Source organism: Streptomyces nanhaiensis (assembly GCF_046614825.1).
Lineage (GTDB): Bacteria > Actinomycetota > Actinomycetes > Streptomycetales > Streptomycetaceae > Streptomyces > Streptomyces radiopugnans.
Window position 1 is genome coordinate 1 of record NZ_JBKJFM010000131.1, and the last position, 17,817, is coordinate 17,817.

At 74.7% G+C, this 17,817-nt stretch carries 20 protein-coding genes; 7 read left to right on the forward strand and 13 right to left on the reverse strand.

Translation table 11 applies throughout. From position 1 onward, the window contains the following. Window positions 1–8: 8 nt before the first annotated feature. The 3 genes from ACLIYP_RS23400 to gmd are packed head-to-tail and all read right to left on the reverse strand — an operon-like array spanning window position 9 to window position 2,721. On the reverse strand, window positions 9–1,178 hold the full coding sequence (locus ACLIYP_RS23400; RefSeq protein ID WP_412715092.1) for a glycosyltransferase: 1,170 nt from the start codon (window positions 1,176–1,178) through the stop codon (window positions 9–11). After that, on the reverse strand, window positions 1,175–1,711 hold the full coding sequence (locus ACLIYP_RS23405) for an LbetaH domain-containing protein (protein WP_412715093.1): 537 nt from the start codon (window positions 1,709–1,711) through the stop codon (window positions 1,175–1,177). The genes ACLIYP_RS23400 and ACLIYP_RS23405 overlap by 4 nt, the downstream gene beginning before the upstream one ends. Next, window positions 1,708–2,721, reverse strand: coding sequence for a GDP-mannose 4,6-dehydratase (gene gmd, locus ACLIYP_RS23410; RefSeq protein ID WP_412715094.1), 1,014 nt, complete (start codon window positions 2,719–2,721; stop codon window positions 1,708–1,710). Before gmd ends, ACLIYP_RS23405 begins: the two co-directional genes overlap by 4 nt. A 137-nt stretch (window positions 2,722–2,858) precedes the next feature. On the opposite strand from gmd, the gene ACLIYP_RS23415 reads away from it, so the two are divergent. After that, window positions 2,859–3,803: a GDP-L-fucose synthase family protein gene (locus ACLIYP_RS23415; RefSeq protein WP_412715095.1), complete on the forward strand. Its 945-nt coding sequence runs from the start codon at window positions 2,859–2,861 to the stop codon at window positions 3,801–3,803. Window positions 3,804–3,843: 40 nt separating this feature from the next. Here ACLIYP_RS23415 and ACLIYP_RS23420 read toward each other — a convergent pair whose 3' ends face one another. Together ACLIYP_RS23420 and ACLIYP_RS23425 are read right to left on the reverse strand one after the other, a co-directional pair. Beyond that, window positions 3,844–5,184: an exopolysaccharide biosynthesis polyprenyl glycosylphosphotransferase gene (locus ACLIYP_RS23420; protein ID WP_412715096.1), complete on the reverse strand. Its 1,341-nt coding sequence runs from the start codon at window positions 5,182–5,184 to the stop codon at window positions 3,844–3,846. A gap of 341 nt (window positions 5,185–5,525) precedes the next feature. Further along, complete coding sequence (locus ACLIYP_RS23425) at window positions 5,526–6,158, reverse strand: YigZ family protein (RefSeq protein WP_412715097.1); 633 nt, start codon at window positions 6,156–6,158, stop codon at window positions 5,526–5,528. A gap of 61 nt (window positions 6,159–6,219) precedes the next feature. Between ACLIYP_RS23425 and ACLIYP_RS23430 the strand changes: the two genes are divergently transcribed. Then, on the forward strand, window positions 6,220–6,627 hold the full coding sequence (locus ACLIYP_RS23430; protein ID WP_093658408.1) for a CoA-binding protein: 408 nt from the start codon (window positions 6,220–6,222) through the stop codon (window positions 6,625–6,627). Between the two features lie 82 nt (window positions 6,628–6,709). Here ACLIYP_RS23430 and ACLIYP_RS23435 read toward each other — a convergent pair whose 3' ends face one another. The 6 genes from ACLIYP_RS23435 to ACLIYP_RS23460 form a co-directional block, all read right to left on the reverse strand. Further along, the gene (locus ACLIYP_RS23435; protein WP_412715098.1) at window positions 6,710–7,717 is read right to left on the reverse strand and encodes an NADP-dependent oxidoreductase; all 1,008 of its coding nucleotides are present in this window, start codon (window positions 7,715–7,717) and stop codon (window positions 6,710–6,712) included. A gap of 160 nt (window positions 7,718–7,877) precedes the next feature. Next, the gene (locus ACLIYP_RS23440; RefSeq protein ID WP_412715099.1) at window positions 7,878–8,126 is read right to left on the reverse strand and encodes a WhiB family transcriptional regulator; all 249 of its coding nucleotides are present in this window, start codon (window positions 8,124–8,126) and stop codon (window positions 7,878–7,880) included. A 250-nt stretch (window positions 8,127–8,376) separates the two neighbouring features. Then, the gene (locus ACLIYP_RS23445) at window positions 8,377–8,778 is read right to left on the reverse strand and encodes an SRPBCC family protein (protein WP_412715100.1); all 402 of its coding nucleotides are present in this window, start codon (window positions 8,776–8,778) and stop codon (window positions 8,377–8,379) included. Window positions 8,779–8,838: 60 nt separating this feature from the next. Beyond that, complete coding sequence (locus tag ACLIYP_RS23450) at window positions 8,839–9,207, reverse strand: hypothetical protein (protein ID WP_412715101.1); 369 nt, start codon at window positions 9,205–9,207, stop codon at window positions 8,839–8,841. 27 nt (window positions 9,208–9,234) lie between these two features. Further along, complete coding sequence (locus ACLIYP_RS23455; RefSeq protein ID WP_412715102.1) at window positions 9,235–9,798, reverse strand: YbaK/EbsC family protein; 564 nt, start codon at window positions 9,796–9,798, stop codon at window positions 9,235–9,237. A gap of 176 nt (window positions 9,799–9,974) precedes the next feature. After that, entirely contained in the window at window positions 9,975–10,838 is an 864-nt protein-coding gene (locus tag ACLIYP_RS23460; RefSeq protein WP_412715103.1) for an acyltransferase, read from the reverse strand. 141 nt (window positions 10,839–10,979) lie between these two features. Here ACLIYP_RS23460 and ACLIYP_RS23465 point away from each other — a divergent pair, with 141 nt between their 5' ends. From ACLIYP_RS23465 to ACLIYP_RS23475, 3 genes are all read left to right on the forward strand, one after another. Further along, entirely contained in the window at window positions 10,980–11,531 is a 552-nt protein-coding gene (locus ACLIYP_RS23465) for a gamma carbonic anhydrase family protein (protein ID WP_412715104.1), read from the forward strand. Window positions 11,532–11,644: 113 nt separating this feature from the next. After that, complete coding sequence (locus ACLIYP_RS23470; protein ID WP_412715105.1) at window positions 11,645–12,688, forward strand: hypothetical protein; 1,044 nt, start codon at window positions 11,645–11,647, stop codon at window positions 12,686–12,688. Next, window positions 12,685–14,010, forward strand: a complete 1,326-nt coding sequence (locus ACLIYP_RS23475) for an MFS transporter (protein ID WP_412715110.1) — start codon at window positions 12,685–12,687, stop codon at window positions 14,008–14,010. Before ACLIYP_RS23470 ends, ACLIYP_RS23475 begins: the two co-directional genes overlap by 4 nt. Here the strand turns inward: ACLIYP_RS23475 and ACLIYP_RS23480 are convergent. Continuing rightward, complete coding sequence (locus ACLIYP_RS23480; RefSeq protein ID WP_412715106.1) at window positions 13,950–14,822, reverse strand: spermidine synthase; 873 nt, start codon at window positions 14,820–14,822, stop codon at window positions 13,950–13,952. The two genes, ACLIYP_RS23475 and ACLIYP_RS23480, sit on opposite strands and share 61 nt — an antisense overlap. Before the next feature lie 120 nt (window positions 14,823–14,942). Between ACLIYP_RS23480 and ACLIYP_RS23485 the strand changes: the two genes are divergently transcribed. Then, on the forward strand, window positions 14,943–15,752 hold the full coding sequence (locus ACLIYP_RS23485) for a TVP38/TMEM64 family protein (RefSeq protein ID WP_412715107.1): 810 nt from the start codon (window positions 14,943–14,945) through the stop codon (window positions 15,750–15,752). Window positions 15,753–15,803: 51 nt separating this feature from the next. After that, a complete protein-coding gene (locus ACLIYP_RS23490) occupies window positions 15,804–16,676 on the forward strand; it encodes an undecaprenyl-diphosphate phosphatase (RefSeq protein WP_412715108.1) in 873 nt (290 codons plus the stop codon). A 46-nt stretch (window positions 16,677–16,722) separates the two neighbouring features. Here the strand turns inward: ACLIYP_RS23490 and ACLIYP_RS23495 are convergent. Then, a partial coding sequence (locus tag ACLIYP_RS23495) for a CapA family protein (protein ID WP_412715109.1) occupies window positions 16,723–17,817 on the reverse strand: 1,095 nt, incomplete at its 5' end.

Consider the following 17,817-nt stretch of genomic DNA (forward strand, 5'->3'; position numbering starts at 1 on the left):
GCGGCGCCTCACCGCGCTCCGGGCCGGGCGGCGCGGGCGGCGGACCCGTACAGCCTCTCCAGCCGGTCGGCCACGGCCGCCAGCGAGAACCGCTCCCGTACGGCGGCACGGCCCGCCGCGGCGGTGCGCTCGCGCAGTGAGCGGTCCTCCAGCAGGCTCAGCACCGCGTCGGCCAGCGCCCCGGGGGAGCCGTCGGTGACCAGCGCGGCCCCGCGCCGCTCCAGCTCGGCGGCGATCCCGCAGCTGTCGGTGCAGACCACGGGCGTGCCCGCGGCCAGCGCCTCCAGCACGCTCATCGGGAACGGCTCGTCCACGCTGGGCAGGACGTACACGGTGGCGCGGGCGATGCGCCGCAGAGCGGCGGCGTGGTCCAGCGGCCCGCCGTACCCCACCGCCTCCTCCAGCCCCTCCCGGGTGATCAGCCGGCGCACCGGCGCCAGCCGGCCCTCGTCGGCCCCGTGCAGGGTGAAGGACGCCTCGGGGTGCTTGGCGCGCACCAGCGCGGCCATGCGCACGAACGCCTCGGGGCGCTTGCGCGGGTGGAGCCGGGCGAGGAAGAGGACGTCCGCCTCGTCCGGCCGCTCCTCCGGCCCGGCTTCCCCACGCGGCCGCTCCAGCGGACCGGACGCGGCCGGCCCCACTCCGTTGGGCAGCCGGACCGTCGGCGGGCCGCCCGGCCGCAGCACCCTGCGCAGCCCGGTCTCCTCGGCCTCGGTGAGCACCAGGGCGGCGCGCGCCCTGCGCAGCAGGGGCACGTAGCAGCGGTCGAAGAGGCGTACGGCGGCCGAGCGGCGCGGCTGGACCATGCCGTGGGTCTGGACGACGAAGGGGCGGCGGCGCAGTACGGCGGCGGCCAGCGCCGCGAGGGAGACCAGATCGCGTCCGGCGTGGACGTGCAGGACGTCGGCCCGGCCCGCCAGCCGCCACAGGGTGAGGGCCAGCCGGGGGTGGAACAGGCCGAGGAACCCCCGGCCGGGCACCAGTGCGCGGGCGCGGTGGGCGCGCAGCGGCACGCCCTCCAGGGTGCGCGGCGGCGCGGCGCGACCGCGCCACAGGGAGACCAGCGCGACCTCGTGACCGCGTGCGGCCAGCTCGGCGAGCTGCCCGGTGGCCACGCTCACCGGGCCGCCGTATGCCCCGTCGTCGCCGGTCAGGGTGACGGTGTGGACGATCCTCATCGCGTGCCTCCGGCGGTGTGCACGGCTCCCGGCGCGAGGTCGCGGTGGGCGACCGCCCCGGCCCCGACCACCGCGCCCGCGCCGACGGTGACACCCCGCAGCACCAGGGCACGGGCGGCCACCCAGGAGCCGCGCTCCAGACGGACGGGGGCGTTGTCGAACTCGAAGGTGGGCGAGTGCCGCTGGTGGCTGCCGGTGCACAGCACCGCCTCCTGGGAGACGCACACGTCGCTCTCGATGGTGATCGGCTCCAGATTGATCAGCCAGGCGCCCTCGCCGATCCACACGTCGTCGCCGACGGCCAGCTTCCAGGGCCACTGCACCCGCACCCGGTGCCGGATCAGGACCCGCTGCCCCACGCGCGCGCCGAAGGCCCGCAGCAGCGCCGGGCGCCAGCGCGGCGGGAACCACCACTTGACGAAGAGCAGGTTGAGCGCGGCGAACCAGGCGGCCTGGGCCAGCGGGCCGCGCTGCTTGTCGTAGCCGGCACCGGTGAAGCCGCGCAGCCGGCGCCCGGCGGCCGGGGCGCTCAACGGTCCACCCGCACGCGGCGGCCGGACAGCTCGGCCTCCAGTTGCGCCACATCGGCCTCGACCATGATCCGCGCCAGCTCGTCGTAGCGCACCTTCGGGGCCCACTCCAGCAGCTTCCGCGCCTTGGACGCGTCCCCGATCAGGGCGTCCACCTCGGTGGGGCGCTCGTACTTGGGGTCGAAGCGCACATGGCGCTCCCAGTCCAGCCCCGCGGCGCCGAAGGCGGCGGTGAGGAAGTCGCGGACGGTCGCGGCCACTCCGGTGGCCACCACGTAGTCGTCGGGCTCGTCGCGCTGGAGCATGCGCCACATGGCCTCGACGTACTCGGGCGCGTAGCCCCAGTCGCGGACGGCGTCGAGGTTGCCCAGGTAGAGGTGATCCTGCAGGCCGGCGCGGATGCGGGCGACGGCACGGGTGATCTTGCGGGTGACGAAGGTCTCGCCGCGGCGCGGGCTCTCGTGGTTGAAGAGGATCCCGTTGACGGCGTGGATGCCGTACGCCTCTCGGTAGTTGACGGTGGCCCAGTACGCCATGACCTTGGCGCAGCCGTACGGGCTGCGCGGGTGGAAGGGCGTGGTCTCGTTCTGCGGGGGCGGGGTGGAGCCGAACATCTCCGAGGAGGAGGCCTGGTACAGCCTGGTCTCCACGCCGCCGGCCCGGATGGCCTCCAGCAGCCGTAAGGCGCCCAGCCCGGTCACGTCGCCGGTGTACAGGGGGGCGTCGAAGGAGACGCGGACATGGGACTGGGCCCCCAGGTTGTACACCTCGTCCGGTCTCACGTCGCGCAGCAGGTTGACCAGCGCCACCCCGTCGGAGAGGTCGGCGTGGTGCAGGACGAGCCGGCGGCCGGGGGTGTGCGGGTCCTGGTAGATGTGGTCGATGCGCTCGGTGTTGAAGCTGGAGGAGCGTCTCATCAGACCGTGCACGGTGTAGCCCTTGTCCAGCAGCAGTTCGGCCAGATAGGAGCCGTCCTGGCCGGTGATGCCCGTGATCACAGCGGTACGCGGCATGGTGTTCCCCCCACAGGTGGTCTGGTGCCGGCCCGTGTCCGGCCGGGCGCCGGGGCGGGACGGGATCTCGACGACAACTGGCCATGTTTCAACAGAAGTCGGGAGAAAGTAAGCCTCTCCCTGACAGAATGCGCGCCATGGACGATCTGCTGCCCCCGCCCGCCCGCGTCTTCGTCGCGGGACACCGCGGCCTGGTCGGCTCCGCCGTCGCCCGGCGCCTGTCCGCCCGGGGCTACGAGGTGCTGACCCGCCCCCGCGCCGAACTCGACCTGCGCGACGGCGCCGCCACCGCCGCGTACCTGCGCGACACCCGGCCCGACGCCGTGGTCCTGGCCGCCGCGAGGGTGGGCGGGATCATGGCCAACAGCACCCACCCCGTGCAGTTCCTGGAGGACAACCTCCGCATCCAGCTCGCCGTGGTGAGCGGCGCCCACGCCGCCGGGGTGCGCAGGCTGCTCTTCCTGGGGTCGAGCTGCATCTACCCCAGGCACGCCGAGCAGCCGATCACCGAGAGCGCCCTGCTGACCGGTCCGCTGGAGCCGACGAACCGGGCGTACGCCGTCGCCAAGATCGCCGGGATCGTCCAGGTCCAGTCCTACCGGCGGCAGTTCGGTGCCTCCTACATATCGGCGATGCCCACCAACCTCTACGGGCCCGGTGACAACTTCGACCCCGAGACCTCGCACGTCCTGCCCGCGCTCATCCGCCGCTTCCACGAGGCCGTCGAGAAGGGGGCGCAGGAGGTGGTGCTGTGGGGCACCGGCAGCCCCCGCCGCGAGTTCCTGCACGTGGACGACCTGGCCGCCGCCTGCGAGGTGCTGCTGCGCCGCTACGACGGCGACGAGCCGGTCAACGTCGGCTGCGGCGAGGACCTGACGATCCGCGAACTGGCCGCGCTGGTCGCCTCGGTGGTGGGCTACGAGGGCCGGATCGCCTTCGACCCCTCCCGGCCGGACGGCACCCCGCGCAAGCTGCTCGACACCGGCCGGATACGGGCGCTGGGCTGGTCCCCCTCGATCGGCCTGGCCGAGGGGATCGCGGCCACCCACCGCGCCTGGCTCGGCGCGGCGGAACCGGTCTGACCCGGCCCCGCCGCCCGCCGCGGCACCCGCCCGGCCGCTCCTAGTACGCGCCACGGGCGCTCACCACGGCGCGGAAGGTGCGGGCCAGGACGCCGACGTCCCCGGTGTAGGACCAGTTGTCCACGTACCTCAGGTCGAGCGCGACGGTCTCGTCCCACGACAGGTCGGACCGTCCGCTGACCTGCCACAATCCTGTGATCCCCGGCTTGACCGACAGTCTGCGCAGCTCGGCGTCGTCATAGCGCTCCACCTCCTCGGGCAGCGGCGGGCGCGGTCCCACCAGCGACATGTGGCCGGCCAGCACGTTGAACAGCTGCGGCAGCTCGTCCAGGGAGTAGCGGCGCAGAACGCGGCCCAGCCGGGTGACCCGGGGGTCCTCGCGGATCTTGAACATCCCCCCGTCGTGCTCGTTCGCCGCCTCCAGCGCCGGGCGCATACGGTCGGCGGCCTCCACCATCGTGCGGAACTTCCACATCCGGAACGGCACCTGCCCCCGGCCGACGCGGACCTGCCGGTAGATCACCGGTCCCGGCGACGACAGGCGCACCGCCGCCGCCACCCCCAGCAGCACGGGCGAGAGCAGCACGACCAGCAGCAGCGCGCCCACCCCGTCGGTGATCCGCTTGAACAGCACCGGCAGTCCCCGCCGGGCGGCCGGCTCCACGTGGAGCACGGTCATCCCCGCGGCCCGGGCCAGCCGCAGCCGGTGACGCGAGACGTCGACGAGGCCGGGGAGGACGGCCAGGCTCCGGCCGTCGTCGTACAGGGCCCAGGCCAGACGGCGCAGCCCCTCCCCCGTCGTCCACCGCCCGGGCACGACGAAGACCGTGTCGGCGTCGAGTTCCGCCGCGCGCCGCAGGACGGCGGCCGTGTCCGCGGCGTCCACGGCACCCTCGTCGCTCCCGGCGTGCCCGGCGCCCTCCGCGCTCCCGGGCACGCAGCCGCCGACCACCACGTACTCGTCGTCGGTGCGTGCGCCCATCCGCGCCGTCAGGCCGTCCGCGGCTCCCTCCTCCCCCACCACCAGCACCCGCCGCAGGCCCCGGGCCCGGCGCCGCAGCGCCAGTGTGCGCCGGTACGCCAGCCTGCGGTGGGCGGCGGTCAGCGCCAGACAGGGAAGAAGTGCCGGCAGCCACGCCCCGGCCGACACCTCCAGCCGCACCGTGACGCACACCCCGGCGAGCAGGCCCAGCATCGCCAGCCAGTCGCGGAGCACCGGCAGTACGGCTCCGCTCTCCCCCAACTCCCCCGTATAGCGCCCTCTCAGGGCCGCGATCAGCGGCCAGGCCGCGCCGACGACCGCGGCGGCCGGCAGCGGACCCGGCCCTCCCCCCGCGGCGCCCAGCGCACCGGCTGGCAGCGCCGCGCCCAGCAGGTCCACCGCCAGGGCCGGCGGAAGGCGCCGTCCGGCCCCGGATCTCCCCCTCGTCTCCCGTTTCCCGTCCCGCGCGCGGACGCGTAACGGCTCGGCTAAGTCCGCGGGCGCGTCGGCGACCCGCGTTCCGGCAGCCTCGAACAAACCCCTGCCCCCCTACTCGGTCGGCGTCCCCTTCCCCCCGCTCGGCCGGCCGGTGCCGGCTCCGCATTCGCCTCCGTACCGAGTGTGAAGACTAGAACACACTTGCCGATTTCTGTGGCCGTTCACCCAAGTTGTCGATGTCTGCGGCTTCGCGTTCACATGGCGCCCCGGAGATCATCCGTGGATGTTCGGTCGTGTTCCGGTCAGGCCCGTCCGGTCCCGTACGCCTCGCCGCCCAGCTCCAGCCGGGCGGTGCCCGCCGTGGCGTCGGCGAGCCAGGAGCGGAAGGCGTCGACCTCGGTCTCGGGCAGCCCGACCTCGATGGCGACCTCGGCGCCGTAGTGCACGCCCCGTACGTCCCGGCCGCCGGTGCGCAGCTCGTTCTCGACCCGGCCCGCCCGCTGGTGGTCCACCGTGACCGTGGCAAGCCGCATCCGCCGCCGGGTGACGGTGCCCAGCGCGTCGAGGGCCTCGCCGACCGCGCCGCCGTAGGCCCGGATCAGCCCGCCGGCGCCCAGCTTCACCCCGCCGAAGTAGCGGGTGACGACCGCGACGGCGTAGCGGACCTCGCGGCGCAGCAGCATCTGGAGCATGGGGACGCCGGCCGTGCCGCCGGGCTCCCCGTCGTCGCTCGCCTTCTGCACACCGGCGTCGGCGCCGATGACGTACGCCCAGCAGTTGTGGGTGGCGTCCGCGTGCCGCTCGCGGACCCGGGCGACGAACGCCCGCGCCTCCTCCTCGGTGGCGGCGGGCGCGAGCGCGCAGACGAAGCGCGACCTGTTCACCTCGGTCTCGTGCACGCCCTCGCCCGCGACCGTCACATACTGCTCCCGCATTCCGCCCACCCTACGGTCCGCCGCGGGGAATGGCCGGGCCGGGCCGTCCGTTGGCAGGGGCATGTACGGAGACTCAGAGACAGTCCGCAGGATCCTGACCGAGGCCGGCGACACCTGGGCGGTGGTGGGCCTGTCGTCCAACCGCGGCCGCGCGGCCTGGGGCGTGGCCGCCGCGCTCCAGCGGTTCGGCAAGCGGATCGTGCCCGTCCACCCCAAGGCCGAGACGGTGCACGGCGAGCGCGGCTACGCCTCCCTGGCCGAGATCCCCTTCCCCGTCGACGTGGTGGACGTGTTCGTCAACTCCGCGCTCGCCGGCGGCGTCGCGGACGAGGCGGTGGCGGCCGGGGCGAAGGCGGTCTGGTTCCAGCTCGGCGTGGTCGACGAGGCGGCCTGGGAGCGCACCCGCGCGGCGGGCCTGGAGATGGTGATGGACCGCTGCCCGGCCATCGAGATCCCGCGTCTGGGCTGAGCTCCCTCCGTGGCGCGCCCCGCCTCCGGGCGGGGCGCGCCACGGAGCCGGAACCGGGACCGGGATCGGGATCGGGATCGGGTCAGGCCAGTTCCAGCACCAGCTTGCCGACGTTCTCCCCCCGGAAGAGCATCTGCAGCGTCTCGGGGAAGTCGTCGACGGTGCCCTTCACCACGTGTTCCTTGACCTTGACGCGGCCCTCGCCGATCCAGCCGGCGATCTCCTGCGCGGCCTGCCCGTAGCGCTTGGCGTAGTCGAAGACCACGAAGCCCTCCATCCGGGCGCGGCGGACGAGCAGGGACAGGTAGTTCGACGGGCCCTTGACCGGGGTGGCGTTGTTGTACTGGCTGATCGCGCCGCAGATCACCACGCGGGCGTGCATGGCCAGCCGGGTGAGGGCGGCGTCCAGGATGTCGCCCCCGACGTTGTCGAAGTAGACGTCGATGCCGTCCGGCGCGTGCTCGCGCAGCGCCTTGCGGACGTCCTCGGCCCGGTAGTCGATCGCCGCGTCGAAACCCAGTTCCTCGGTGAGCATGGCGCACTTGCGCGGCCCTCCGGCGATGCCCACGACCCGGCAGCCCTTCGCCTTGGCGATCTGCCCGGCGATGGTGCCCACCGCGCCGGCGGCCCCGGAGACCACCACGGTCTCGCCGTCCTTGAGCGCCCCGACGTCCAGCAGGCCGAAGTACGCCGTCATCCCGGGCATGCCCAGCGCCCCCAGGTACGTCGAGGGCGGGGCGAGCGCGGTGTCGACCTTCGTCGCGCCCCTGCCGTCGGAGACGACGTACTCCTGGACGCCGAACGTGCCCACCACGTGGTCGCCGGGCCGGAAGCCGGGGTGGTTCGACTCGGTCACCTCGACGACCGATCCGGCCCGCATCACCTCGCCGATGCCGACGGGCGTCAGGTAGGAGGGGCGGTCGTCGAGCCACCCCCGCATGGCGGGGTCCAGGGAGATGACACGGGTGCGGCCCGCGAAGCAGCCCGGTCCGGGGTCCTCCACGGGTACCGAGCGGTGCTCCCAGTCCTCGGGCTTCACCTCTCCGGTGGGACGGGCTGCCAGGCGGATCTGGCGGTTGGTCGCCGACATGGGGCCTCCTGCTCGATCGAGACTCCCTGCACCGTACCGACCAGTAGGTACGAGGTCGATGCGGCTCGATGTGATCTGCGCCACCTTCACCCTCCGGCGCGTCCCGGGCCGCCTCGGGGCGCGCCGGCGCGCCCCGAGGCGGTCCGAGACGGCCCGGCCGTCAGCCGTCGGGCAGCCGGCCCACGAAACGGCGTCTGATCAGCCGCCGTTCGGCCGCGGTGGTGCCGCCCCACACCCCCTCGGTCTCGCCGTTCCTGACCGCCCAGTCCCTGCACTGGGGCATGACGGGGCAACCGCGGCAGACGGCCCGTGCCCGCGCCGTCTGCCGCTCCGCCAGGCCGCCGTCCCCGATGGGGAAGAACAGTTCGGGATCCTCGCCGCGGCACGCCGCGGACTCACGCCAGCCCATGTCAGCGCACCGGCCGGCGGGAGCGGGACGGTCGCGGGGGAACCGCCCGGCACGCGCCGGACGCACCGGCCGACGGGTCCGCACGGACCGCACGGAAGGGGAAGAAGAAGTCGGGAACGCTCACCGGAACCTCCGCGGATTCGGGGCGGCCCGCCACCGGGCAGCCCGCGGATCCCCACGGCGCGATGGTGCGCCGCGGAGCCCGGCAGAGGTGTCGATATCCAAATATAAAGGAACGTTTCGGTTCGGGTCATGATCCCGGTCCGCCCCTCACCAGGCGGTGCAGGGCGAGCCGGGCCGGGCCCGCATAGAGGACGAGTGCCGGCAGCGGCCCCTCCATGCGCAGCTCGGTGCCGGTCCGCCCGTCGGGCAGGACGGTGACCGCGTGGTGCAGGCACATCCGCACGGGACCGGCCTCGACCCGCCAGGTCCACCGCCGCCGCGCCTCGCCGACCTCCTCGACCGCGAAGGCGACCGGCACCCCCGGCAGCGAGACGACCTCGCCCTCCATCCCGGGTTCGATGCGGTCGCCGCGCACACGCACGGACCGGATCTGCGGCGACCAGGTGGGCCACAGATCCGGCCGCGCGTAACGCTCCCACACTTCGTCGGCCGGAGCCCGCCCGGCCGCCCTCAGGGTCATCCGTGCCATGCCGGCCGCCCCTCGTCGCGGAAGGGGCGGCCGGACACGGCGTGCGCCGGGCCGCTCCCCTCATCCGTCGGAGTAGCTGAGTTCCCCCAGGGTCCAACTGCTCACCTCGCCGATGGCGACGCGGTACATGCCGCCGGTGTCGGGGAGGCCGTAGCTTCCCTGGAGGATGCGTGCGACGTGCAGGTGCAGATGGGTGGGCCTGCCGCCGTGCCGGCCGTCCTCCTCGGACGGCCCGAACAGCTCGGCGAACGGCTTCAGGCGCTCGGAGTCCCGCAGGACCTCGGCGACCCGCGCCTTCCAGACGGCCTCGGGCGCCAGCCTGCCGGTGATGACCGCGCCGGGGACCACCACGGTGAGGGGCATCTGGTTGCTCCGCTCGGACTCCACCTTCTCGGCGATGGAGACGAGCAGGTCATCGTGGTTCGACATGCGGGCAGAGTAGCGCCCGCGCGGCGGTCAGTCGCCGGTGCGGGCGGCCTGGAGGCCCAGACCGTCCAGCACCCGCGCGCCCGGCAGGCCGGCCAGGAGCGCTCCGGGCACCAGCAGTTTGCCGCGTCGGCGCCCGGAGCCGACGACGGCGTACGGGGTGTCGGCGACCGCGGCGTCCACCAGCAGGGGCCAGCCCTGGGGCAGACCGATCGGGGTGATGCCGCCGTACTCCATGCCGGACTCGCCGACGGCCGTCTCCACGGGTGCGAACGAGGCCTTGCGGGCGCCCAGTTCGCGCCGGACGGTGCGGTTGACGTCGGCGCGGGTGTGGGCGAGGACGACACAGGCGGCCAGGGTGGTCTCCTGACCGCGGCGGGCCGCGACGACCACGCAGTTGGCGGACTGCTCGGGCGGGATGCCGTGCACCTCGCCGAAGCGGACGGTGTCGGCGTCGTCCGGGTCGCTGTCGACGTAGACGACACCGTCGGCCGGCACGGGGCCGCGCAGCGCGGCGGCGACCGGCGGGGCCAGCAGGTCGAGCTTGTCGGTGACCGGCCAGGCGTCGGTGAAGTTCCCGATGGGGGCGCGCATGACGTGCACCGTAGCAGCCGTCCGGGCGCCCTCGGCGCGGGGCGGATTCAGCGGCGGAGCGGACGGCCGAGCGGGCGGAGGGGGTCAGATCCAGTGGTTGCGGGCCACGTACAGCAGCAGTGCCAGGCCGTGCAGGGCGACGGCGAACAGCAGCAGCAGGCGCAGGGTCCGGTTGTTCACGGCGTACGCATCCCGTCGTCGCTTCCTTCCCGGTCGGCGGGCGGGGCCGGGACCGGTCCGGAACCGGTCCTCCCGTCCAGTCTGCCCGCCTCGGCCCCGGCCGTCCCCGGCCCGGGGATCTCCATACCGGCCAGTGCCGCCAGCTGCCCGGGGGTCACCCCTTCCGGCACCGGCACCGGCGGCGGGGTGCGCAGCGGGGGCAGCCAGCCCTCCCCCGGGTCCCAGCGCCGTACGACCTTCGCGGGCGCGCCCGCGACCACGGCGTGGTCGGGCACCTCGCCGCGGACGACCGAACCGGCCGCCACCACCGTGTTCCGCCCCAGCCGCGCGCCCGGCAGCACCACCGCGCCCGTTCCCAGCCAGCTGCCCGCGCCGATCTCCACCGGCGCCGAGCGCGGCCACTGCCTGCCGATCGGCTGGTGGGGGTCGTCGTAGGAGTGGTTGGTGGAGGTGATGTAGACGTACGGGCCGCAGAAGACGTCGTTCCCGATCGTCACGCCCGCCCCGGCCCCGTCGGCGACCACATGGCTGCCCCGGCCGAGGACCACCCCGTCGCCCAGCCGCAGCACCGTGTCCGGTCCGAGGTCGAGGCCGGGCATCATCCCGGCGGTCAGCGTGACCTCGGCGCCGACGATGCAGCACGCGCCCAGCTCGATCCACTCGGTGCCGAACAGCGTGCCCTGCGGGAAGGCCAGGCGGGTGCCCTCCCCGATGCCGCGGAACGCGTACGGGCCGGGGCGCTCGGCCGAGACGGCGCCCGCCCGCTGCGCGTGGCGCCACAGCCCGTGCACGGCGCGGGAGGCCGTACGGGAGGCCGCGCGGGACAGCAGGGAGGAGAACACGTTCCTGTTCTTGGGCACCCGATCACGGTAGACGCCCGGACGGACGGCGCACCGCCCGGCGTGCTGTGATCCCCGCCCCACTCGATCCCTTACGGTGCCGTTGGAGAAGGTGTTCGGTACACGGGCCGTGCGCTGCACGGCGGGCGGAAGAGGGCGCGGATGGAACGGCGGGCGATGATCGCGGGCGTGGTGGGCAGGGAGCCCGAGATCGATCCGGAGGCGTACGTCGCCCCGACGGCCGTGGTGGTCGGCCAGGTCTCGCTGGGGGCCGGCGCGAGCGTCTGGTACAACGCGGTGCTGCGCGGCGACTGCGACGCGATCACCGTCGGCGCGGACAGCAACGTGCAGGACAACTGCACCGTCCACGCCGACCCGGGCTTCCCGGCGGTCGTGGGCGAGCGCGTCTCGGTGGGGCACAACGCGGTGCTGCACGGCTGCACGATCGGGGACGAGGTCCTGGTCGGGATGGGCGCGACGGTGCTCAACGGAGCCCGGGTGGGCGCCGGTTCGCTGGTGGCGGCCCACGCCCTGGTCCCGCAGGGGATGGAGGTGCCGCCGGGTTCCCTGGTCGCCGGGGTGCCCGCCCGCGTCAGGCGGGAGCTGACCGAGGAGGAGCGCGAGGGCATCCGCGTCAACGCCGCGGCGTACCGGGGGCTGGCCGGCGTGCACCGGGAGACGCTGGTCGTCCCGGAGGACGGCGAGGGCCGGTAGCGCGGCTCCCGGGGGTGCGGTACGCGGCCCCGTCCCCGGGGCCGTGTACCGGGTGCGTACCGAAGCGGGGGTGGCCGTGGCCCGGCCGCGGCGGCGGCTCTAGTGTTCTCGCCATGTGGCCAGGACAGCAGCCGCCCGGGGGCGAGCAGAACCCGCAGAACCAGCAGCCCAACCCGTACCAGACGCCGGGCTACCAGACCCAGACTCCGAACCCCTACCAGACGCCGGGGTACCAGGCGCCCAACCCCTACCAGGGCCCGGGTTACCAGGGGCAGCCCGGCGGCCAGTGGGGGCAGCCGGGCGTGCCCGGCGCACCGCGGCCGCCGCAGGGCAAGGACGGCAAGAGGGGCCGGAACGCGGCGATCGCCATCGTCGCGGCCGTCGCGGTGATCGCCGCGGCCGTGGTGACCGGCGTCCTCGTCCTGACCGGCGACGACAAGAGCGAGAAGACCGCGGGCCCCGGCGCCAGTGTCTCGCCGAGCCCCGAGCCCTCCACCGCCGAGCCGAGCGAGGACGCCGGCACCGAGCGGGACGACCCCACCAACCCGCGCGACGGCCTCACTCCGGAGAAGCCCGACCCGGTGGTGTCCGGCTGGAAGGTCGTCACCAACGCCAAGCACCACAACGCCTTCGACGTGCCCGCGGACTGGAATCTCGGCACGGAGACGACGATCATCGGCTACGGGCAGAAGGACGAGGACGACCCCTTCTCCGGGCCCCAGGTCGCCTTCAGCGCGCCGGCCTTCTACAAGGAGAGCTGGTGCGAGGTCGGCAACAGCAAGTACACCCGGGCCATCGTCGGCAGCAAGGGCGGCCAGGGCTCCCGCAACACCGCCGAGGGCGCCGAGATCGCCGCGGAGAACTTCGTCTACTTCGCGTACGGCGAGCAGAAGGACACCGTCAAGCTGACCAAGGCGAAGAAGTTCTCCAACGAGCACGGCATCACCGGCCACATAGCGAGCGCCACGGCCACCGGGGTCAAGAAGGAGAACAAGTGCGACTCCGACGGCAAGGTCGTGACCGTATCCTGGATCGACGGCAGCAACGACCTGCGCATCTGGGTCCTGGTCACCGACGCCGGGGTCGATGACGAGGTGTCCCGGGCCACCATCGACAAGATGACCGGCAGCCTGCGGCCGTACGCGGAGCAGGACTGACCGGCAGGGGGCCCGCCGCCGGCGGGGCGGGAGGGCGGCCGCCCCGCCCCGCCTGGGCGGGCCGCAACTACACGCTGCTGACGGCCGCCGCGGTGATCACCGGGCTGGGCAACTCCGGTGCGCTGATCGCGGCGGCTTTCGCCGTGCTCGCCCTGGGCGGTGACGGCACCGACGTGGGTCTGGTCGCCGCCGCCCGCACCGTCCCCCTGGTGCTGTTCCTGCTCGTCGGCGGCGCCGTCGCCGACCGGCTGCCGCGCCACCGGGTGATGGTGGCGGCCAACGCTCTCAACTGCGTCTCCCAGGGCGTCTTCGCCGTACTGGTGATCACCGGGAGCGCCGAACTGTGGCAGATGGTGCTGCTGTCGGCGCTGGGCGGCACCGGGCACGCCTTCTTCGCCCCGGCCGCCGAGGGGATGGTGCTCGCCAGTGTCCGCGGCGAGCAGGCCGGGCGCGCCTTCGCCGTCTTCCGGATGGGGGTCAACGGCGCCTCCATCGGCGGCGCGGCGCTCGGCGGCGCGCTGATCGCCGCGGTCGGCCCCGGCTGGGTGCTGGCGGTCGACGCCGCCGCCTTCGCCGCCGCGGGGGCGCTTCGTGCCCTGCTCGACCTGCGCGGTATGCCCGAGCGGGCGCCGGGTGGCGGCCTGCTGGGCGATCTGCGCGACGGCTGGCGGGAGGTGGCGGGACGGCCGTGGCTGTGGGCGGTGGTCCTGCAGTTCGCGGTGGTCAACGCGGTGGTCGCGGCGGCCGAGGCGGTCTACGGGCCGCAGGTCGCCGAGGAGCACCTGGGCGGCGCCCGGCCGTGGGGGCTGGCCCTGGCCGCCTTCGGCGCGGGCACGGTGTGCGGCGGGGTGCTGATGACCCGCTGGCGGCCGCGCCGCATCATGCTCGCGGGCACCCTGTGCGTCTTCCCCCTGGCGCTGCCCTCGGCGGCGCTGGCGGTTCCCCTGCCCGCGGCGGGCCTGGCCGCGGTGATGTTCACGACCGGGGTGGCCATCGAGGTGTTCGGGGTGTCCTGGATGACGGCGCTGCACCAGGAGGTGCCCGAGGAGAAGTTCTCCCGGGTCTCGGCCTACGACTGGCTGGGCTCGATCGCCCTGGTGCCCCTGGCCACGGCCGCGGCGGGCCCCGTCGAGTCGCTGGTGGGCCGGCCGGCGGCGCTGTGGGGCTGCTCGGTGCTGGTAGCGGCGCTGACGGCCGCGGTGCTGTGCGTGCCGGGGGTGCGCGGCCTGACCCGGCGGGACGGGGCGGCGGTGGCCGGCGGTCAGCCGACGGTGAAGGAGCCCTCCGGCGGCTCGGGCGAGGGCGCCGCCTCGCTCTCCTGAACCGGGCGCGCGTCCCCGGTCAGCCGCTCCAGCGCGGCGCCGTGCACCACCCGGGCCGGGAACGGGTCGCCCGCGGCCAGCCGTGCCAGCCGCTCCACGGGCAGCCCGGCGCGGGAGGCGGCCAGCACGGTGTTGCCGAACCGGCGGCCGCGCAGCACGGCGGGCTCGGCGATCAGGCACAGCCGGCCCGGATCGTCGCCGAACGCGGCGCGGAAGCCGGCCAGCTGGGAGCGGAGGAAGGCGAAGGGCGCGGCGTCGGCGAGGTTGGCGACGTAGACGCCCTCCGGCCGCAGTGCCCGGGCCGCGGCCCGGGCGTAGGCCAGGGTGGTCAGGTGGGCCGGGACGCGGGAGCCGCCGAAGACGTCGGCGACCAGGACGTCCACCGACCCGGGGGGCCTGTCCCGCAGCGCGGCGAGGGCGTCGCCGGCGCGCACCTCGATCCCGCTGCCCGGCGGCAGCGGGAGGTGCTCGGCCACCAGGCCGATCAGCGCCCGGTCGGCGTCCACCACCTCCTGGCGGGAGCCGGGGCGGGTGGCGGCCAGGTAGCGCGGCAGGGTCATGGCCCCACCGCCCAGGTGCAGGGCGTCCAGCGGCGCGCCCGGGGCGGCGGCGCGGTCCAGGACGTGGGCGATCCGGCGCACGTACTCGAACTCCAGGTGCGTCGGGTCGCCCGGGTCCACGTACGACTGGGGCGCGTCGTCGACGGTGAGCAGCCGGGCGCGCGGCCGGTCCACGTCCGGCAGCAGCCGCGCGGTGCCCTGGTCCACGGTCCGGCGCACGGGCACCGGCTCATCCGCCGTCTCGTCGTTCACGGCCCCATTGTCGCGGCCCGCCGCGGGAGCTGAGCACCGGGCGGGCGCGCCCGCCGGGGTCGCGGACCTCACAGCGGGCACACCGGGACGTATGTCATCCGCGTCGGTTACGCTCGCCCGGTGCCCGTCCCCGCTCCCCGGCCCGTCGGACCCGCCGCCCGGTGCTCCGCGGTGCTGTTCTCCCCGTGGTCCCGTCTGTCCCTCCTCGCCGTGCTGCTGGCCGCCGCCGCCACGACGGTGGCCCTCCACGAACCGCAGCAGCTGTTCGCCCAGGGGTGGCGTCCCCAGCTCTCCGGCGGCGGCGCGCTGGCGCTGTTCGCCCTCGCGTACGGCCTGTGCACCGCGGCTCTCGTGCCCAGACCGGTGCTGAACCTGGCCTCGGGCGCCCTCTTCGGCGCCGCCCTGGGCACTGTCGCGGCGGTGGCCGGGACGGTGCTGGGGGCCGGGCTGGCCTTCGGGCTGGGACGGCTGCTGGGGCAGGACGCCCTGCGCCCGCTGCTGCGCGGCCGCTGGCTGGCGGCCGGGGACCGGCAGCTCAGCCGCCGTGGCTTCCGCTCGATGCTGGTGCTGCGGGTGCTGCCGGGGATCCCGTTCGCCGTCTCCAACTACGGCGCCTCCGTCAGCCGGATGCGCTGGCCGGCCTTCCTGTCGGCCACCGCGCTGGGCTGTGTGCCCAACACCGCCGCGTACGCCGTGGCGGGCAGCCAGGCCACCGAGCCGACCTCGCCCGTCTTCCTGGTCGCATCCGCCTTCATCGCCGTTCCCGGGCTGGCCGCCGCGGCGGTCGCCTGGCGCAGGCGCGCCCGGCTGCGCCGGGCCGGGGCGCCGAGGGGCGCCGGGGAGGCCGCGGGCCGGGCGGTCACCGAGCCGGTACGCACAGGCCCGCGACGTTCGCCCGCCGTTTCCCTTCCCGTTCCCGACCGGCCATAGCATCTGCCCGACCTGACCGGTGATCACGAATAGGGACGAGCACACCCCGACATGTCTTGGTTCGAAGCGTTCATCCTCGGGCTCGTCCAGGGGCTGACCGAGTTCCTCCCCATATCCTCCAGCGCCCATCTGCGGCTGACCGCGGTCTTCGCGGGGTGGGAGGACCCCGGCGCGGCCTTCACCGCCGTCACCCAGATCGGCACCGAGGCGGCGGTGCTGATCTACTTCCGCAAGGACATCGTGCGGATCGTCTCCGCCTGGTTCCGCTCGCTGTACGACAGGCGGGCGCGCCGCGAGCACGACGCGAAGCTGGGCTGGCTGGTGATCGTCGGCTCCATCCCGATCGGCGTCCTCGGCCTGACCCTCAAGGACTACATCGAGGGCCCCTTCCGCGATCTGCGGCTGATCGCCACGACCCTGATCGTGCTGGGCATCGTCCTGGGCGTGGCCGACCGGCTCGCCTCCCGCGACGCCTCCGGCGGGCGCCACCGCGCCGTACGCGAGCGCAAGTCGCTGGAGAGGCTGACCGTGCGCGACGGCCTGCTGTTCGGCATGGCCCAGGCGATGGCGCTGATCCCCGGCGTGTCCCGCTCGGGTGCGACGATCAGCGGCGGCCTGTTCATGGGCTACTCCCGTGAGGCCGCCGCCCGCTACTCCTTCCTGCTGGCCATCCCGGCCGTCCTCGCCTCCGGACTGTTCGAACTGACGGAGATCGGCGAGGGGCACGTCTCCTGGGCGCCGACCCTCTTCGCGACCACGCTGTCCTTCCTCGTGGCCTACGCGGTCATCGCCTGGTTCATGAAGTTCATCTCCACCAGGAGCTTCATGCCGTTCGTGGTCTACCGGATACTGCTGGGCCTGCTGATCTTCGCCCTGATCGCGACCGGGGCGGTCTCCCCGCACGCGGGCGAGTCGCTGGGCTGAGGTCCGCGGAGGGCACCCGCCGGGCAGGCCGGTCCGCCGCCCGGTCTCACCGGCCCTCGGTGAGACCGTCCTCGCCCGCGCCCCGGCTCAGCACCGCCTCGCGCACCCGCGCGTGCACCTCGGGGAAGTCCTGCGCGGTGGCTCGCACCACGCGGAAGGGCGGGCCGGTGTCGGAGTGGCCCACCAGGAACTCGGCCTTCGCGACGGTCCAGCGGCCGTTCTCGGGGGCGAAGGTGAAGCGTGCCATGGACCCCTCGTTGCCGCTGCGCTTGTCCTCGGGGACGAAGCTGGCGACCTGGTCGCCCAGGCCGTAGACCACCCAGGTGCCGTTCACCTTCTCGTAGGGCTGGGGCACGTGGTTGTGGGTGCCGATCAGCAGGTCGACGGCCCTGGCCCCGCCGGTGCGCGCGGCGGTGAGCCTGCGGGCCAGCTCCTTCTGCGTCGCGTCGGGCGCCTGCTGCCACTCCGTTCCCCAGTGCAGGCTGACGATCACCACGTCGGCGCCGGCGCGGCGGGCGGCGCGTGCGTCGGCGAGGACGCGTTCCGGCTCCAGCAGGTTCACCGCCCACGGCCGGCCCTCGGGGAGCGGGATGCCGTTGGTGCCGTAGGTGTACGACAGATGGGCGATCCGGGCGCCGCCGGCCTCCAGCAGCGCCGGGCGGGCGGCCTCCGCCGCGCTGCGGGCGGTGCCCGTGTGCCGGACTCCCGCCGCGTCCAGCGCGTCGAGGGTGCGGCGCACGCCCTCGACGCCGTCGTCGAGACTGTGGTTGGAGGCGGTCGAGCAGCTGTCGTAGCCGGTGGTCCGCAGAGCCCGCGCGAGCTGGGGCGGGGAGCGGAACAGCGGATAGCCGGTGAAGGGGCCGTCCTCGTCGCCGTAGGGCGTCTCCATGTGGCACAGCGCGATGTCGGCGGGCGCGACCACCGGTTTCACGCCCGCGAGGATGCGGGTGAAGTCGTGTCCGGTGCCGCCCGCGTCACGCCGGGCCTGCTCGATGATCGACGGGTACGGGATGATGTCGCCGGTCGCCACCACGGTGAACGGCCTGCCCCCTTCCGCCCGCGCCGCCCCGTCCTCCCCCGGGGCGGTGCCGGGCGCGGTGCACGCGGCGAGCGCGGCGAGCGCCAGCGCGGCGGCGGCCGC